At 47.6% G+C, this 17,832-nt stretch carries 13 protein-coding genes; 7 read left to right on the forward strand and 6 right to left on the reverse strand.

Annotated elements, in window-relative coordinates; genetic code table 11:
- Nucleotides 1-69: 69 nt before the first annotated feature.
- The gene (locus tag Q1A23_RS07740; RefSeq protein WP_299821713.1) at nucleotides 70-1,899 is read right to left on the reverse strand and encodes a M2 family metallopeptidase; all 1,830 of its coding nucleotides are present in this window, start codon (nucleotides 1,897-1,899) and stop codon (nucleotides 70-72) included.
- A gap of 412 nt (nucleotides 1,900-2,311) precedes the next feature.
- On the opposite strand from Q1A23_RS07740, the gene Q1A23_RS07745 reads away from it, so the two are divergent.
- Both Q1A23_RS07745 and Q1A23_RS07750 read left to right on the forward strand, forming a co-directional pair.
- Entirely contained in the window at nucleotides 2,312-2,743 is a 432-nt protein-coding gene (locus Q1A23_RS07745; protein WP_299821714.1) for a DoxX family protein, read from the forward strand.
- A gap of 10 nt (nucleotides 2,744-2,753) precedes the next feature.
- On the forward strand, nucleotides 2,754-4,028 hold the full coding sequence (locus Q1A23_RS07750; protein ID WP_299821715.1) for an APC family permease: 1,275 nt from the start codon (nucleotides 2,754-2,756) through the stop codon (nucleotides 4,026-4,028).
- A gap of 168 nt (nucleotides 4,029-4,196) precedes the next feature.
- On the opposite strand, the gene rmuC is transcribed toward Q1A23_RS07750, so the two are convergent.
- From rmuC to Q1A23_RS07765, 3 genes are all read right to left on the reverse strand, one after another.
- Nucleotides 4,197-5,540, reverse strand: a complete 1,344-nt coding sequence (gene rmuC / locus Q1A23_RS07755; RefSeq protein WP_299821716.1) for a DNA recombination protein RmuC — start codon at nucleotides 5,538-5,540, stop codon at nucleotides 4,197-4,199.
- 656 nt (nucleotides 5,541-6,196) lie between these two features.
- Nucleotides 6,197-7,192: a zinc dependent phospholipase C family protein gene (locus Q1A23_RS07760; protein ID WP_299821717.1), complete on the reverse strand. Its 996-nt coding sequence runs from the start codon at nucleotides 7,190-7,192 to the stop codon at nucleotides 6,197-6,199.
- Nucleotides 7,193-7,236: 44 nt separating this feature from the next.
- On the reverse strand, nucleotides 7,237-8,619 hold the full coding sequence (locus Q1A23_RS07765; protein ID WP_299821718.1) for a DEAD/DEAH box helicase: 1,383 nt from the start codon (nucleotides 8,617-8,619) through the stop codon (nucleotides 7,237-7,239).
- Between the two features lie 132 nt (nucleotides 8,620-8,751).
- On the opposite strand from Q1A23_RS07765, the gene Q1A23_RS07770 reads away from it, so the two are divergent.
- The 3 genes from Q1A23_RS07770 (at nucleotide 8,752) to Q1A23_RS07780 (ending at nucleotide 11,972) form a co-directional block, all read left to right on the forward strand.
- Nucleotides 8,752-9,861 carry an AI-2E family transporter gene (locus tag Q1A23_RS07770; protein WP_299821719.1) on the forward strand — a complete coding sequence of 370 codons (1,110 nt, stop codon included), beginning with the start codon at nucleotides 8,752-8,754 and terminating at the stop codon, nucleotides 9,859-9,861.
- Nucleotides 9,862-10,085: 224 nt separating this feature from the next.
- Nucleotides 10,086-10,958: a helix-turn-helix transcriptional regulator gene (locus tag Q1A23_RS07775; RefSeq protein WP_299821720.1), complete on the forward strand. Its 873-nt coding sequence runs from the start codon at nucleotides 10,086-10,088 to the stop codon at nucleotides 10,956-10,958.
- A gap of 57 nt (nucleotides 10,959-11,015) precedes the next feature.
- Nucleotides 11,016-11,972 carry a multidrug resistance efflux transporter family protein gene (locus Q1A23_RS07780; protein ID WP_299821721.1) on the forward strand — a complete coding sequence of 319 codons (957 nt, stop codon included), beginning with the start codon at nucleotides 11,016-11,018 and terminating at the stop codon, nucleotides 11,970-11,972.
- 3 nt (nucleotides 11,973-11,975) lie between these two features.
- Here the strand turns inward: Q1A23_RS07780 and Q1A23_RS07785 are convergent, their stop codons facing one another.
- Nucleotides 11,976-12,725, reverse strand: a complete 750-nt coding sequence (locus Q1A23_RS07785) for a LytTR family DNA-binding domain-containing protein (protein WP_299821722.1) — start codon at nucleotides 12,723-12,725, stop codon at nucleotides 11,976-11,978.
- A 58-nt stretch (nucleotides 12,726-12,783) separates the two neighbouring features.
- On the reverse strand, nucleotides 12,784-13,797 hold the full coding sequence (locus tag Q1A23_RS07790; RefSeq protein ID WP_299821723.1) for a histidine kinase: 1,014 nt from the start codon (nucleotides 13,795-13,797) through the stop codon (nucleotides 12,784-12,786).
- Nucleotides 13,798-14,011: 214 nt separating this feature from the next.
- Here Q1A23_RS07790 and Q1A23_RS07795 point away from each other — a divergent pair, with 214 nt between their 5' ends.
- Nucleotides 14,012-16,474 (forward strand): outer membrane beta-barrel family protein, encoded by a 2,463-nt coding sequence (locus Q1A23_RS07795; RefSeq protein WP_299821724.1) that lies wholly within the window; start codon nucleotides 14,012-14,014, stop codon nucleotides 16,472-16,474.
- A 155-nt stretch (nucleotides 16,475-16,629) separates the two neighbouring features.
- Nucleotides 16,630-17,730, forward strand: coding sequence for a DUF5694 domain-containing protein (locus Q1A23_RS07800; RefSeq protein ID WP_299821725.1), 1,101 nt, complete (start codon nucleotides 16,630-16,632; stop codon nucleotides 17,728-17,730).
- Nucleotides 17,731-17,832 lie beyond the last annotated feature (102 nt).

Below are 17,832 nucleotides of genomic sequence, written 5' to 3' on the forward strand. Positions count from 1 at the left end.
AAAAGCCGCAACAGAGCTAACTGTTGCGGCTTTTTTATACTTGCCAAATGCATCAGGCAGTAATCTAATTTATAAAGTATACTTACGGCCTTTGTTCTGTTCCTTCAGGTAGTCCATCAGCGGCTGAAAGTAATCTATCATGGCGCGGGCACTAAGCTCTTCGCCGGTTTTCTCTTTCAGCATCTGGCGCCAGTCGGCAGAGGCACCCGGGTACATGATGTCGCGCAGGAAGTTACCTACCTCTTTGCTGCCGTAGTAGTTGGTGGCGTGCGGGTCCTGCTTCAGGATATTTTTGGCGATGTGGTCGTGCAACTGGAACAGGATTACGTAGCTCATGGCATAATCGTAGTATTGTGCTGCATCGTCGTTGATGTGGGTTTTGGTCGCTGCATCCAAGTAATTTTCGCCACGGTTAGCTGGTGGCACCATTCCCTGGTATTTCTTGGTTAGCTCCCACCAACGCTTATTCAACTCGTCTGCTGATAAGTTTTTGGCGTAGAAATCATGCTCCCACTCACTCATTACCCCAGCGGCAAATGGTATGAACGTCACGTAGCTTAGCGCTTCTTTCAGCAGGGTCTGTACTTCATCGGTCTGTACATTTTTATCAATCAGCTTAAGCTCTGCCAGGAACGGTTTCTGCATAGCGGCCAAGCCCATTAAGCTACCAATAGCTTCGTGGTAGGCACGGTTAGCACCGCCACGCAACAGCACCGGAACATCCGGGTTGGTATAGGTCATGTAATAATACACGTGGCCCAGTTCATGGTGTGTGGTTTCGTACCACTCTGCGTTGGGCTCCACGCTCATCAGGCTGCGTACGTCTTTGTCCAGGTCCATGTGCCAGGCAGAGGCGTGGTTGTTCTTTTTGTAATTGGCGTTTGCCGGCAACGGGTACAAGCTAGATTTGGTGTAGAACGACTCCGGAAGCGGATCAAAGCCAAGGCTGGTGTAGAACCGCTCTGCCTGCTTTACCTGCCACTCAGCGCCTTTGGGCTTTAGCGCAGCATCTAAATCAATGCCTTCTACATTTACCATCGCGCTCCAGTCCTGGCCCCACCGGTTAGGCAGCCAATGGGCAGGTAAAAAGTCAGGCACTTCTTTTTGCCCATACTTTTTAGCAAGCTCGTAACGGGCATAAGTATGCAGTTCTCTGTACAACGGGCGCAGTTCCTCGTTTATCTGCTTCATCAGCGTCATCATTTCCTCACGCGTCATACCATAGTCAGAAGCCTGGTATGTAAAGTAATCGTCGTAACCCAGGCTTTGCACCGTTTTATTGCGCAGGTCGCGCAGGTTCAGCAGCCCCTTTTTCAGACCTGGACCAACTTCCTTGCTTGCGTTCCAGGCGGCCAGTCTTTTCTTCAGGTCTGTTTCGTTTTTAAGAATATTGTCGATCTCGTTTGTAGAGACGGATTTCTCAAAAATGCGGTAGTTAAAGCCGTACAGTTTTTCAGTTTGTTCTGTTTCTGCTTTAATGCGCGCTTTTACAACATCCGGAATCGTTTGTGGGTTGTTGGCTCCTGTATAAAGTATGGCCTCAAACTGCTTTGCCTGCAACGGGGTTAACTGGTCTTTTTTCTCCAGCATGGCTTTGGCTGTGTTGATATTCTCGACACTACCCGTAAAAGCTGCAAAAGCTTCGTTTGCGCGGCGGGTTGCCACAGCGTTCGTAGAGTCGCCTTCTACAATCTTTGTGTTTGATGCCCACTCAGCCTCTGCTGATTTCGTGTATAAATCCTGATACTGCGCCGAGTACTGGTCCAGAAACGCCTGTGCTTCTTTTTGCACCTGGGTCATTTCTGTGGTAGTTGCAGTCTCTGCCGTTTCGGTTTTCTGGCTGGAGCAGGCGCTGCATAGTATAGCGGCGGTTAAGCCCGTAAAGATGAGTTTTTTCATAAGGTTAGTTCGTCGTTATCTTACTAAGGTACTAAGTAGCAAAGGCATAAACAATAGCGAGGCAACTGCAAACGGAGCGCGTAACTATTTTAAAGTATAGGCTTCAATTTAGTAACCAAGTAGCTTCTAACGTGCTGAGCTCATGTATGAAGGTAATTACCACGCCAATACTGCTTTTACCATCAGCGGCACAAGTAAGCATATAAATGCCAGCTTAATAATTAGATTAAATGTAATTGACATGTGTATACTGTTTTAGCGGAAGATTGACTTACGTTATCTTTACCTTTGGTCAGATTTTCTATTTTTGTTACACCGGCCGTACGTTTTACTTCTTTTAAAGTAATTAAATTTTGATGCAGGTAGCTTGCGAAGCCATCAATTACCAGTCAAACCCAAACTATAAGATAGCATGATTAAACGTTTATCAGCAACAGACAACGCCCATACGACCATACTTATCAGGTTGATGGTAGGGGCTGTTTTCTTGTCAGAGGGCATACAAAAGTTTCTTTTTCCGGATGTTCGTGGGGCAGGCCGCTTCGAAAAGATTGGCTTACCTGCACCGGAGTTCCTGGGTGCATTTGTGGGTACGTTTGAGGTGCTCTGCGGAGCTTTTATACTTTTGGGTCTGCTCACACGTGTGGCAAGTATGCCGTTGATCATCATCATGCTGGTGGCCATCGCCACTACCAAAACCGAGGTGCTGGCAAACGATGGTTTTTGGGCCATGCTGCATGGCAGCCGAACAGACTGGTCTATGCTTCTGGGCAGTATTTTCCTGCTGATAAAAGGAGCAGGGCTATACTCGGTGGATCATAGCATCAGGGATAAAAAAAATTAACCCTGTGGCCATGGAAAACAAGAACGAAGGCAAGCACCCAGAACTTTTAAGGGCCCTCACGTTAAAAGATGCTGTGGGGGTTGGTTTGGGAGCTATTATCGGGGCCGGCATATTTGTGGTTACTGGTGTGGCAGCAGGCGTAGCAGGGCCCGCTTTTCTGGTAGCTTTGCTTTTTGCTGGTTTGATAGCAGCCTGCAATGGTTTGTCATCAGCGCAGCTTGCAGCGGTTTACCCAAGCTCCGGCGGTACCTACGAATACGGATACAGGCTTCTCAACCCGTGGTATGGGTTCTCTGCCGGCTGGATGTTTCTAGTAAGCAAGCTTACGGCGGCAGGTGTGGTGGCAATCGGGTTCGGAAGCTACTTCTATCAGCTTGTACCTGTTCTTTCTCCGTTGGCACTCTCTGTCCTGGCTGTGGTTTTACTGACGGTTGCTAACTACTTTGGTATCAAAAAGGCGGGGGCGCTTAACCTTGCTATCGTATCTGTTACCATTCTTTCTCTCTTGTACCTGGTGTTTAGTAGTTTTCCTGCTGTTAAAATGGAAAACATGGTACCGTTTGCCCCCTTCGGCATAACAGGCATCGCTGAGGCTTCTGCCTTGTTATTTTTTGCCTTTACGGGCTATGCCAGAATTGCCACACTTGCAGAAGAAGTCAGCGAACCAGAGAAAACAATACCAAGGGCTGTGATAATTACCATCATTAGTGCCATTATACTATATGCCGCTGTTTCTTATATAGCTGTGGGCGTGGTAGGTGCTGAGCTGATGGCAGGAAGTAAATCTCCGTTACAAGTGGTGGCTGATGCACTAACCACGCCTGCCATCAGTACCGTTATTACGATAGGGGCCTCTACTGCCATGTTGGGCGTGCTGCTAAGTCAGATACTCGGGATAAGCAGGATGTTGCTGGCTATGGGCAGGAGGCACGACCTTCCGCCATTCTTCGAGCGCGTCCACAAAGAGCACAGAGTACCGCATCTGGGCATTTTCGTGACAGGTGCGATAATATTGGTGCTAACTATAGTTGGGTCTTTCGAGTTTATCGTTCGGGCTGCATCATTCACTATCCTGCTTTATTACAGCATTACAAACATAGCGGCTCTAAAGCAGCCTGCCTCTGAGCAGATCTACGGTAAACTAGTGCCTGTGCTTGGGTTGATTGGCTGCCTTGCCATGTCTGTATCGCTGCCCCTGGAAGTAATAGCATCCGGTATCGGGTTGCTTTTAACCGGATATGTTTTCAGGAAGGCCTTTCGTAAAGTATACGGTAGCGTAAAATAAGCCCTGTTTAGCTGTGGTATGCCGGTGCATTTACATCCGGAAGGTATAAATTAGCTTACCAGATTCTGAGTAGTCTACGAACGTAAAAACAGTATCGAATATAGCGGCAATCCTTTACCATGCAAGTATGGCGAAATACCAGTAAGCGGTTTAAAGGCAAGTATAAAGTTATACTTCAGGGTTTGGTTCTTCTATACTTTCTGGCAACTGCGCTTCCTGCAGCAGATTATCGTCGATGGTTTTACTTGTTTTGGCGCCAAGCTCCCGCAAAATTTCAACGCGTCGGACAAGGTTGCCTTTGCCTTCTGTTAGCTTATTCATGGCAGCGTTATAAGAGCTTTGGCTGTGCTCCAGGTGCTTGCCAATGGTTTTCAGGTCATCTACGAAGCCAACAAACTTGTCGTAAAGTTTGCCGCTCTCATCCGCAATTTTGATAACATTTCGTTTCTGGTCTTCCTGGCGCCACACCCCGGCAACGGTGCGCAGCGTGGCTAGCAGGGTAGAGGTAGTCACCAGCACGATATTGCGCTCAAAGGCATCGGTAAATAGATCGTGGTCGTGCTGCAGGGCAAGGCTGAAGGCAGGCTCCAGGGGTATGTACATCATCACGAAGTCTGGCGAGTTTACCCCATTCAAGCGGTGGTAGTCTTTGCGGCCCAGATCAGTAAAGTGCGTGCGGATGGAGTTAATGTGGCTGCGCAAGTATACTTCCTGCTGGTTATCGTCTTCGCAGCTGCAGTAGGCCTCGTAAGCCACCAACGAAAGTTTAGAGTCGATGATCAGGTGTTTGCCCTCCGGCAAGCGAATAATCACATCGGGGCGGTATACTTTTTTATCATCGTTCTGCAGTACTTCCTCGCGCTCGTAATGCACGCCTTTGCGCAAGCCCGATTTTTCCAGGAGGCTCTCCAGCAGGTATTCACCCCAGTTGCCCTGGGTCTTGTTTTCGCCTTTCAGGGCGCGTGTCAGGTTTATTGCATCCTGGCTCATTTTCTGGTTAAGGGAAACCAGTTGTGTAATTTGTTCTTTAAGTGATATGCTGTCTTTCAGGGTTTTATCGTAGGTTTGTTCCACCTTTGATTCAAACTCCTTGATGCGTTCTTTAAGCGGAGAAAGTATGCGCTCCAGGTTTTCAGATGATGCTTTATTGAAGTGCTCGGCATTTGTCATCAGCACCTGGTTGGAGATGCTCTGGAACTGCTGCAGGAATTTTTCGCGCAGTTGCTCCAGCTCTTTATTCTGCTCCTGCAGGCGTTTGTTCAGGTGTTCGTAGTCGGTTTCTGTTTTGGTAAGGGCATTGGTTAATTCCAGCGTTTCTGTTTGTGCCTCGCGCAGCTGTGCTTTCAACTGGTTTGTTTCTTCTGTTTTCTGCTTTGCCTGCGCCTCCAGTACGCCCTGTGTAATGGCAGCCTGGTTGGCTGTTTGTTGCAAGGCATTCAGTTTTCCCCTCAGCGCCAGAAAGGCAACTACCAATCCTGCTAAAAATGCTGCTATTCCTACGATCATCTCCATAGGGTAAAGGTAAAGGATTTTAGCAATTGCAGCAATCGTTTTGCTAATGAAATTAGTTAAAGGGGTTTTTATACTTGAAGTTTCCGATTGATATTTAGGCTGCCGTTTTTTTTGCTTTTTATCGAGCTGCTGTCCTTCCTTAGTCTTACATGCCTGTTGCTTCACCTCTGGCTTTGGTGCGCTCCTAGGCCGCGAGGCCTCGCCTTTGTGTATCGCGCTGTCTATTGAAAGCTGCCTAACGGCTGCCCTCCGGGCACCGCAACAATAGAAGGCGCTCAACGCAAAGGCTGGGATTGTGAATTCTTCGCAGGCGGCTGTTGTAACTGGAGACAAAGTGTAATTTCCGTCCTCGGAGGGACTGGGGAGGGTTTACACTTTCGTAGGGACAGGTCGCGACCTGTCTGTAGGATGCCAGTAACTATGAAATTTATACTTTGGCTAAGGCATTGGCAGAAAGTCTCCTTTTGAAGCGGGCGAAGGGTATGCTTATACTTTTGCTATAGAACACGTAGCTAAATAGCAGCAGTACAGCGCTCGCCGCCTTAGGCAAAGAGGGGAAGGGGTGGTTGGACTCGGTAAAGCAGCGTGAGGTGTTAAACAAAAAGCGGCTATACCTGCCTGTGCAAGTATAGCCGCTCACTTTAAATTATAAATTCTTAGCTATTTGCTTTCTTCTGAGTAGCAATCACCCGGTTCTCCTGGAAAAGCGTGTTCTTTTTCCAGGACTTTTTCTCCTGCTTCAGCGCTTTCTTTTCATCTTTGGCAATTTTACCACCCATCAGTTTATCCAGGTCAGGTTTGCCACCATCTACCCAGCAAGTATACCAGAAGTTAGAAACCACCTCAGCAGAGGTCTGCATGCGTTGCGCTACGGTTGGGCCAAGCAGCGCTGCATACTTTTTAGCGAATTCATCTGAATAATATTGTCTTGTTCTGCCGTTTCGCTCTACGGTTACATACTTTGTTTCCGGGGTAAAAGCCTTTGATGCTTCTAATTCCAGCGCCAGCACGCCTGGAAACAGTTTATGCGAAGCACGCACTACTTCCCAGATGGCAGTTTCGGTATCGGCTAAGTATACCGCTTTCTTGTTCTGCAATTTATAGCCCTGGGCATGCATTTCCGGTACTTTAGACTCCCACAGGCTGTGCAGGCCTTTCTGGTTTGTTAACTGCCCATCGTAGTTAAGGGTAGTGTGAAGCGGAACATGGGCATCGGCAATATAATGGCCCAGGTCAGCAGCGTAAAACAGGATGCTGTCTGCGTTTTGCTGGCGGAAAGCATTTGTCAGGCGTTCTTTCATCACCATTACGTGCCAGGGCACAATGCCATACTTTTTAAGGGTATCAACCGGGTATTTTTCTGCTGCTGCCTTCCAAGATTGCGGCATCGTATAAACAGCGTCCTCACCATATACATCCACGTCAATAAAGTGGCGCGGTGCCTCTTCCGGGTCGTGGCTGCGGCGTTCGTCAGGGCGAACCGATTGCTGCACAAGGTAATCCTGATTTTTGTAGAAGAAGCCCTGCATTTGTTTGGGCAAGCCGTAGATAGCCAGTTGGTGTACAACCTTATGGCCGAAAAATCCCCAGCCGTAGGATAAAATGCTGCAAGCTATAAGCGCTAAAAAGAGCAATGAAATTCTTTTCTTCATGTATACTTTATACTATAAGGGTGCAAGGTAAACAGATTATCAGGTTAGTCTTTTACGATTTCGATCTTATACTTTCTGCCTTTGATCTTGCCGTTGGCGAGTTTGGTGGCTATACTTTTGCTTTGATCTTCGGGCACGGCTACAAAACTCATGCGGTCCTGCACCTCTATTTTACCGATCTGGTCTGCTTTTATGCCTGCTTCTGCTATCAGGGCTCCCACAATATCTCTTGGGCTGATCTTGTCTTTGCGGCCCCCGCTGATGTAAATAGTGGCAAAAGCGGATTGAACAGCCGTTTGTTTGGCAGGTGTTTGTGCCGTTAAGTTGTCAGCCTGCCGCCATTCATCCATGCGTACCTGTTCCCAGTCTCGTAGCTGTTTCTCGTCGCGGGGAGTAGCTAACGTATAAACGGTGCCACTTTTGCCGGCGCGGCCGGTGCGCCCGCTGCGGTGCAGGTAAGCGGCCGCATCAATGGGCAGTTCGTAATGGATGATGTTCTGTAGCTTATCGATATCCAGGCCACGGGCTGCCACATCTGTGGCTACCAATACCTGCGTAGTACCGTTCCGGAAAAGCATCATGGCTTTGTCGCGGTCTTTTTGTTCCATACCACCGTGCAAGGCTCTTGCAGCCAGTCCGTCTGCCAGCAGTTGCGCCGCCAGCTCGTCGGCGGCAATGCGGGTGTTGGTAAATACCACCGTACCCATCGGGTTTATACTTTGCAGGAGTTGCCCTACCGTTTGCTTCCGTTTTTCATGATCAACTTTGATGCCTACCAGCCTTACCTTATCGGGTATGGCATTAGCCGATGCCTTTACAAATTGTGGGTTTTTAAGCGAGTTGGCGATAAGTTCTTTTACATCGTCGGGCATGGTGGCCGAGAAAAGGACCGTCTGGCGCTTATGTGGCAGGTTGGCAAGTATCTTGTCTACCTCTTCTTCAAAGCCCATCTCCAGCAGCTTATCCGCCTCATCTAAAACAATTTGCTTCACGTTGCTTAAATCAACGGTTCGGCGGTTTAAGTGGTCAGTCAGGCGGCCGGGTGTGGCTACTAACAGCTGCGGCGGGTGCGACAGCGAGGCCCGTTCCTGCGAAAAAGAGTGGCCTCCGTAAAAAGCACTTACCTTCAGGTTGTTTATCTTTTTACCATACTGCTTTAGCTCCTGGCGCACCTGCACCGCCAGTTCGCGGGTAGGCACAATTACCACAGCCTGTACATGCTGCAGCTCAGGGTTTATACTTTGCAGGATAGGCAAACCGAATGCTGCAGTTTTTCCGCTTCCTGTTTCTGCCTGGCCGGCCACATCCTGGCCCTGCAAAAGCAAGGGAATGGCACTTTCTTGTATAGGAGTAGGAATTGTGTAGTTTAACTCCTGCAGGCTTTCCAGAAGCGAAGGGTGCAGGTTCAGGTCTTTGAATGTGGCCATGGCAAATGTATAATTTCTGCAAAGGTACGGTTTCCTGAGGCAAAGCTGTGCTATTGCCCTAATAAACTGCTGTTACGGCAGATTTTAATTATTTGTACAACTTAACACAGGAGCCTTGCAGTATGCCATAGTATGGGAAAATTGTATGCCACCCTCAAAAAAATGACTGTCGGACTTCTATTCGGCATTTTACTGGTGTATGTGCTGATCTCTGCCAGGGATTTTCTGTACCCGGTGGTGATGGCGCTGCTTTTTGCCTACCTGCTATACCCCGTGGTAAAAAAGCTGGAGCAATGGAGAGTGCCCCGTATCATAGCCAACCTGTTTGTCATACTTACTGCAATGGCTGCATTTATCGGCTTGCTGCTTTTGCTGTACAAACAGTTGGGGGTGTTTCTGGGTGATTTGCCGGGTTTGCAGGAGAAGGCACTAAGCAACCTGGACGGGCTACAGCACAGCCTGGAGCAAAAGTTTGGAGTCAGAAACGAGCAGGATGACCATTGGCTGCGCGAGCAGGTAGAGGCGGCGTTCCAGTTTAGCGGGGAGTTTATAGGCAAGGCGTTTATGGCCACCACCAATACTGTTACCAAGTTCGGCCTCATGCCGGTTTATATTTTTCTGATGCTCTACTACAGAAATAAGTTTGAGGAATTTCTTTTCAGGATCGTGCCCACACCGAAGCATTCTCAAACCCGAAAGATCATCATTCAGATCTCTGAAGTCACTAGGCATTACATGGCCGGAGTTGTTATCGTTATCCTGATCCTCTGTTTTATCAATACAGGCGGGCTGTTGATTATTGGGGTAGAGTACGCCTTGCTGCTCGGTATCCTGTCTGCCATCATGAACTTTATACCTTACTTCGGCACCTTAATAGGCGGGGCCATACCGCTGCTTTATACTTTAACCATACAAGGCGATCCAAATAAAGCGTTTGGGGTTGTGGTGCTGTTTATTATCATTCAGTTCACCGAGAACAATATCCTAACCCCGAACATCACAGGCAGTAAAGTAAATATAAACCCTTTGTTCACCATCCTGAGTATCATCATAGGCGGAATGATCTGGGGTTTGCCGGGTATGTTTGTAAGTATACCGCTTATGGGCATAGTAAAGATTTACTGCGACAATAAACCGGAATTAAGCGCTTTCTCCTTTTTGCTCGGCACCAGGGGCACCGAAAAACATGCCTTTACGCTGGAGAAACTGAAGCGGCTGTTTGGAATAGGCGAGAGGAAGTAGCTTTTCTGACTTTGGGATTTCAGTCTGCCACATAAACTTTATCTGGTTTATCCTTAGGTTGAACGTGTGGGTATTATCATGATTAGCGCTGATTTAACGTACCTGTTCTAACGGCTTAGCTTCTATGGCAAAGTATAGGTGCTGCATTTACAAGTATAAATTGTTGCTGTGCGGAAGTATAAACTGGTTCTTTTATCTTTATTTTAGGCCCTGATTTTACCCACATGAAACTACGCACCCCGGATTCGCTGCCCACCCAGGACCTGCTCTTTGAGCGCGACATTGCTGTCATGCAGCTGGAGGCATTTGTGAGTGATATATCGGAGGTTCCCCATCGCCATGGTGCCTACATGCTGCTGTTTGTGCAGGAAACAAAAGGAGGCAACAACCTGATCGACTTCCGGAGGTATGACATGGTGGCCGGACGGCTGTTTCTGCTTGGGCCCGGGCAGGCGCACCAGCGGCAGTCGTTGCAGGAGCATGGGGTGTTGCTTTCGTTTTCGGATAATTTTCTGCAGACAACCGGTATTACCGCACACGATGCCCTGGTGCTGTTCGGTGCCGTGTACCAGCACCCGTACCTCGACCTCAGGCCCGAACTGCAGCAGCTGTTTCTGCAGCTAACACAGCTGATTGCCTATGAGCAGCAACAGCCGAACCCAAGCCAGGCCATACTTTCGCGGTACCTGTTTATACTTTTAAACTACCTGCTGCGCGAGTGCCATGTGCAGATCGCTAAACTAACCCCTGCCCGCCACAGCGAACGGCTTTTCAGGCTCAGCAGCCTGATAGAAGAAAATTACCTCAGCCATAAACCTATATCCTTTTATGCCGATGCCCTGGATATTACCTCCAAACACCTGAACAACCTCTGCAGGCAATACCTCAACACTACCGTAGCCGACATGCAGCAGGCACGCCTTCTGCTCGAAAGCAAGCGCCTTTTACACTTCAGCAGCTTATCTGTTAAGGAGATCGCCTACAAACTGGGTTTCGAGGATGCGTCGTATTTTGTGCGGTTCTTTAAGCGTATGGCTGGCACAACGCCCATGCAGTTCAGGGCAAGTGGTTCCGAAAGTACCATACCTCAGGTTTAATGTACCATCACATTGCCCTTGCTTGCGCGTACATTTACATTGTTAAAATTTAAGCGTATGCAGGCAAATCAGAACTTGAGGGCAATAGGTATTGGGGTGGTGGCTTCCGTTTTTTTCAGCTCTACCTACGTCCTGAACAGCTTTATCTCGGTGGGCAACGGCCATTGGGCCTGGACGGTTAGTTTACGGACTTTTTTTCTGCTTATCATCCTGCTTGGCATACTTCAGTTTAAGAATCAGCTAAAGCCGCTGCTGCACATCATGCTGCATAAACCTAAAGTATGGCTGTTTTGGGGCAGTATCTGGTTTGGCGTGGTGTATGTGCTGCTTACTGCGGCTGCCTCGCTTGGGCCGGGCTGGCTTATAGCCGGTGTTTTCCAGTTTACTATTGTTGCCGGTATCTTGCTGTCGCCGTTTTTGTATAAAGATGGCCGCGCCAAAATACCTGTAAGGGCACTTTTACTGTCGATTCTGATTTTAGTAGGGATAGCGCTGATGCAATGGAGCCAACGAAACGGAACTTACACAGATGCACAGCTAGTGGGCTGCATTGTACTTGTTTTGCTTGCAGCTGTTATCTGGCCGCTGGCTAGCCGCAAACTGCTGCTTTTTGTAGAGGAACATGATTACCAGCTTAACGCCATGCAGCGCGTTGCAGGCACAGCCATTGGTAGCTTACCGGTACTTTTCCTGCTGATGGGTTTTGGCTACAGCCAAGCCGGCTTACCTGGCCAGACGCAACTTACTGCAGTTTTTGCAATTGCCATCAGCTCTGGAGTGATCGGTACCATCCTGTTTTTTAAAGCGACTCACCTGGCCCGCACCGATGGTGCTGCGCTGGCGGCTGTAGAGGCTACGCAGTCTGTAGAGATTTTAGCAACCGTGGTAGGAGAGGTGGCGCTGCTGGGAATTGCCTGGCCTAGTTTAACGGGTAATTTAGGCATGCTCCTGATCACCGGCGGACTTATACTTTATAGCATGCCTGCACGTAAAAAAGTGCTGCGCACGGTTTAAATTTTATACTTTGCTCTTATCCCGGATCATGCTCAAAAAGCCTTCCCGGTACGTTTCACCAACAGGAATCTCCTTGTCGTTGATATAAACAGTATTGCCATCTATCATACTTACTTTGTCTATGGAGATGATGTAGGAGCGGTGCACGCGGTAAAAAGGTGGCTGCGGCAGCTGTTCCGCCAGGTCCGTCAGCGATTGGTACGTTACCAGTCGCTGCTCCGGCAGGTATAGCGACACATAATTCTTCAGTCCCTCCACATACAGGATATCGCTGTAGACAACTTTCAGGAATTTGTTTTTGCTTTCGCCTTTTACAAACATGTAACCCGGGGCTGATGCAGCAGTTTGTTCTGTTGCCGGCATCTGTGTTGCAACCGCAGCAGTAGTGCTTTCCTGTAGCTGCAGCATACTTTGGGCTTTGTGTACTGCTTTGTAAAACCTGTCGAAGGGGATGGGCTTGAGCAGGTAATCTACTACATCGTGCTCGTAACCTTCCAGGGCATACTCGGGGTAAGCCGTTGTAAGTATAACTTTGCATTTGCTGCCGCAGATTTTCATAAACTGTATGCCCGTTAGCTCCGGCATCTGTATATCCAGAAACACCAGATCCACTTTGCCTTCCTGCACCCAGTTAATGGCCTCTATAGGGCTTGTTGTTTTGCCCACCAATTCCAGGAAGGGCATTTTACTTATGTAATCGGCAATAATATTGGTGGCGTAAGCTTCGTCGTCAACGGCAATGCAGCGAATCATGTGGTGTAGTTAAGAGTTGTTAGTTATAAGGTAAGAAATTCGGCTTAGTTTAGCGAATTTATACATCCTGCAGCCTCAGCACAGTTTTATACATTTGCCCGTCGTCCTGCACCTCCAGTTCATACTTACCGGGGTAAATCAGATCGAGTCGGCGACGGATGTTTGGAAGTCCTATTCCGGTTGTCTGGTCTTTCTGGTTTTTATTGATGTGGTTACTCACTTCAAAGTATAACTCCTTGTTTTGCAGCAGCAGGTTTATACTTATGGGGGTAGCTGCATCGTCTACCACACCGTGTTTAAGGGCATTCTCTACAAAAGGAATAAGCACCAGCGATGGTACCCGCTGCCCGTTTACATGGCCCTGCAAGGTAAAGTGCACAAAGAAATTATCTTCAAAGCGGAGGCGGTAAATATCGAGGTAGTTTTGCAGGTAATCCACTTCTTTCTGCAGTTCTACTTTGCCGTCTTTGCTTTCATGAAGCATGTAGCGCATCAGCTCCGACAATTTTATTACCGCATTGCCAAGTTTATCTGATACCGGGTAAGCCAGGGAGTAAATGTAGTTTAGCGTGTTGTAAAGGAAATGCGGGTTAATCTGCGTTTTCAGGAAAGAGAGTTCGGCTTGCGTTTTTTCCTGCCTCAAGGTGCGGTTTTCGCGCTCTTTCTGAATGGTGGATTCAAAGGCCCACACAACTCCTCCCATAAAGATGCCCGGCAAAGACCAGTAAATGTTATCGAAAATGTAATAGCTGAATGTAATCGTAGTATAATTACTGAACCCGAAAACGGACAGGAACAGTACTTCTTCGATAATATAGCGCAGCACAATGTAGGTAAACATTACGCTAAGTATACCCAGCACCAGCACCCACCATTGCTTATACTTCATCCAGATAGGGAACACCAGGAAATAGCAGAAATAAAACTGCACCAGGTGCAGCAGATTCTGGGAAAACGTTAACAACAAAACTTCAAACCGCCAGGTGTAAAGCAAGTATCCAAACAAAGTGTAAGTGAAATAAAGCGACCAACCCAGTAAGTGCAGCCCGATCTTTTTTTGTGTAGCGTTCATGTTTTAAAGCTAAGTATAAACCTGCTTACCTGGTAATTTTTTATCCCAACCCGCTGCTTTATACTTTCTACCTCCGCCTTTCTTATCCCAAGCCCGCTAACTACTGGGTTTTTGGCTTAGGATAATGTTTCTGGGGGTTCGGATAGTTTAGTTTCTATACTAAAGCGCTTGCTGCACCTTTGGCTCAAGTTAAACGAAACAAAACACCTGAGCCATGAAAAACACATCTACCAGAGCAACACAAGACAAAGCACGAAAGAGATGCAGAAGCATTATACTCATAGTATGCTCCATCGGCTTATACTTATTTTCTTATGCTTCGTGGGCGCAGTCGGGGGCTACTGTTAAAGGTGCAGTTAGAGAAGCTGCCACACAAAAGCCCCTGGATTATGTATCGGTGGTGTTGTTGCAGTTACCGGATTCAGCGGTAGCAGCCTCCGAGATGACAGACGCAGCAGGAAGTTATACTTTTGCGCAGGTGAAGCCCGGAAAGTATACTATAAAAGCACTTATGGTTGGGTTTACTCCGGCACAAAGTATGGCCATTGAGGTAAGACAGCAGGAAGTGCAGGTGCCAGCCATTGGTATGGTTGAAAAAGCAAATGCGCTGCAGGAGGTAGTCATAAAAGGGCAGAAGCCGCTGCTGGAGCAGGAGGCAGACCGTGTGGTGATGAATGTGGAGCAGCTGAACACGGCTGGCGACAATGCGTTGGAAGTGCTGAAGTATGCGCCCGGCGTTAGGTTGGACAAGGACGATAATATTGTCTTTAGAGGAAGCAGCAGCGTGAACGTAATGATCAACGGGAAAACCACTTACATGTCGGGAGATGAATTGCAGCGATACCTGAAGTCGCTGCCAGCCTCGGCGGTTAGCAAAGTAGAGTTAATAGCCAATCCATCAGCCGCCTTTGATGCAGCAGGCACAGCCGGCGTCATCAACATCCTCCTTAAAAGAGATGAGACCTTAGGCATGAATGGTTCTGTAAACCTGGGTGCCGGGTATGGCAAGTATGAGAAAGTATGGGGTGGCCTTAACCTGAACTACAATACGGGTAAAGTTAGCTTCTTTACGCGCCTGAATGCCGGCCACTACAACTCGTTTAACCGCCTTACGCTAAAGCGCAACATAAACGACAGCCTGTACAATCAGGTAAACTACTGGCACCCGGTCACCAACAGCTATAACCTGACGGCAGGAGCAGACTATTTTATATCTAAAAAGCACACTTTGGGCATTATGGCCAAAGGATACGCTTCACCCGAAAACACGCTTACCACCAGCAACTCTATAAATTATGATGCCGCCGGCAAGGAGTTCGGAAGTATGGATATGACCAACCCGAAGAAGTCTGGAACTGACAACTACAGCCTTAACCTGAACTACAAATTCGAGATTGACAGCACAGGCCGCACCTTATCTTTTGATGCTGATTATGTAAACTTCAGCAGCAATGCCGATGACCAGTTCACAAATAACTTTTATGCGGCTTCCGGAGAAGCCACGCAGGCACCCACTCAGTTGCGCAGTTTCAGCAACGCTGAGGCAAGTATAAAATCGTTTAAGGTAGACTACGTGCACCCGTTTGGGAAAGGCTATAAAGGAGAGGCCGGTTTAAAAACCAGCAAAGTGCAAAACGATAGCGACATTAAATTTGAAGAGCAGCAGGAGCAGGGATGGGTAAACGACCCGAAACGCACGAACAGCTTTTTTTACAGCGAAAGTATAAATGCCGGTTACCTTAGCCTGAGCAGGAAGTATAGCGATAAACTAAGCCTGAAAACCGGCCTGAGGGCAGAGCAAACCATCGCAAAAGGTTATTCTGTAACTACAAACGAAATAGTTAACCGTGATTATCTGAAGCTTTTCCCGAGCGTTTTTGTGAGCTACAGCGCCAATGATAATAACCAGTTTTCAGCTTCTTACAGCCGCCGCATCAGCCGCCCATCCTACCGCAGTCTAAACCCGTTTACCTTTTATTCTGATCCTTATACTGCGCTGCAAGGCAACCCATTTCTGGAGGCTTCTTTCTCAAATTCGTTTCAGTTTAACTACAACTACAAAAGCTTCCAGTTGCTGAGCCTGAGTTATATCCAGTCTGATAATTTTGTAACAGATGTAATTGCGCAAAACGACGAAACGAAGGTGAGTTTGAGCAAGCCTGAAAACCTGGGCAAAGCAACGTACTTGAATGCCAGCAGCGGCGGCACCATACCGGTAAATAGCTGGTGGACAACAACCCTGCAACTGGAAGGCTCTTACAATACTGTTTCTTCTCCGTTGCAAGGCACCAACTACAACAGCTCCCGTTTTAGCTGGTCGGCCAGCGCAGATGAGAGCTTTAACCTCCCGAAGGACTATAAACTGCAGCTGTCCGGTTACTACATGTCTTCTGGGATACAGGGCCTGTTCCGCACAAAATCTAATTACCAGGTTGATTTAGGAGTTCAAAAAAGCTTTATGGACGGTAAAGCCTCGCTTAGTCTTAAGCTGCGCGATGTATTTAACACCAGTCGCACCAGGGCTACTTTAGCATACAGCAACGTGAACATGTACTGGCAAAACCAATGGGAAAGCCGTCGCCTTAACCTTAGCTTCAGTTACAAGTTTGGCAACAATAAAGTAAAAGCAGCCCGTAACCGCAAAACAGGAACTGGTGAGGAAGAAGGCAGATTGTAAAATTAAGCCAGCAGAACTTTAAGCAGCCTTTGGCTTTTCACCAGCTCTTTTACCTGGTTCGGATAATATTTGGAGGGCTTGGTATCATTTTATTTCAAAGGAGCGGGACAAGCTGCACCTTTGATTCATCAACAGAAACTTAGAAACCTATACTTATGAAAACCTTCTCTACCCTAAAAAGCATTACAGGAAAGCTGTTTATACTTGCAGCAGTTACTCTTTGTGCAGCAGGCACAGTAAAGGCGCAGCACCAGGTCGAGGTTGTAATTGTAGCGTCGTCGCATGATAACCCAGCACCAGCAGAAAGCTATAAGTATGTAGTGGACAAGCTGAAAAAGTATAATCCTGATATGGTTTTTGGAGAGTATTTGTCTCCTGATGATCTGAAAGAAGCGCTTGCGCAGAACTACTATGGCACAAAAGGAGACCTGAAGAAACGGGAATACCTTTTGCGGCGGACTTCTAAAACGCCCAGGAACGGGGCAAAGGAAATTGATAAGGCTTATACTTCGCTGAACAAATTTGCCTATTACCACAAAACAAGAATGGAACTGGCCCAAAACCTGTTTCTGAACTATGACAAAGCAAATGCAGCCTACCAGTTTTATGTGCTGGAGAAAGAAATGCAACCCAGGTTTGGCAAAAGCGAGCAGGCTTTGTTTGATAAGATGTTTGGCGGGGCGGACTCGTTGCGTAAAGTAGGGCTGATTCGGGATAACAGCGAGTACCAGAAAATATACTTTCCGTTGCTGGTGGAGCTAGGGCACGATAAAATCTACGCAGCTGATTGCCAGAAGTATGACGGAAACTGGAACAAAGCCTGGGCTAAAACAGACGCTCTTATCAAGGGAATGTACGCAGAGGCTAAAGCAGACACAGCATCGGAAGCGGCGCAGGCTGTAAAAGCTATACAGAACTACTATAAGTGGGCAGAGCAGAAATCAAAAGAAATAGATACTGAAACCTACGGCTTTATGAGCACCGACCTGTATGCGGAGTACAGCGATGTAGTAAACTTTTACGGTGGACAGAAATTCTTTGATCAGCCTGGTTACCCTAAAGAAGCGGTGCAGGAAATGCTGTATTGGTGGCAAAAGCGCAACGAAGGCATCTGCGAAAACATCATCCGGCAGGCACAGGAGAAAGGCGCCTCTAAAGTGGTAATGGGTGTTGGGGCAGCACATCGCAAAGGCATGGAAGAAATCTTTGCTAAAATGCCAAACGTGAAAGTGGTAAACTACAACGACCTGCCCTAACTGTCAATTTTAGTTTATGCTAGATTGCTTTCTCGAAAAAATAATCGGAATTTAAGTATAAACCTGGAGCCTTTCACGAAACGTAAAGCTCCAGGTTTTTTA

The organism is uncultured Pontibacter sp., assembly GCF_947492645.1.
In the GTDB taxonomy this organism is placed as follows: Bacteria; Bacteroidota; Bacteroidia; order Cytophagales; family Hymenobacteraceae; genus Pontibacter.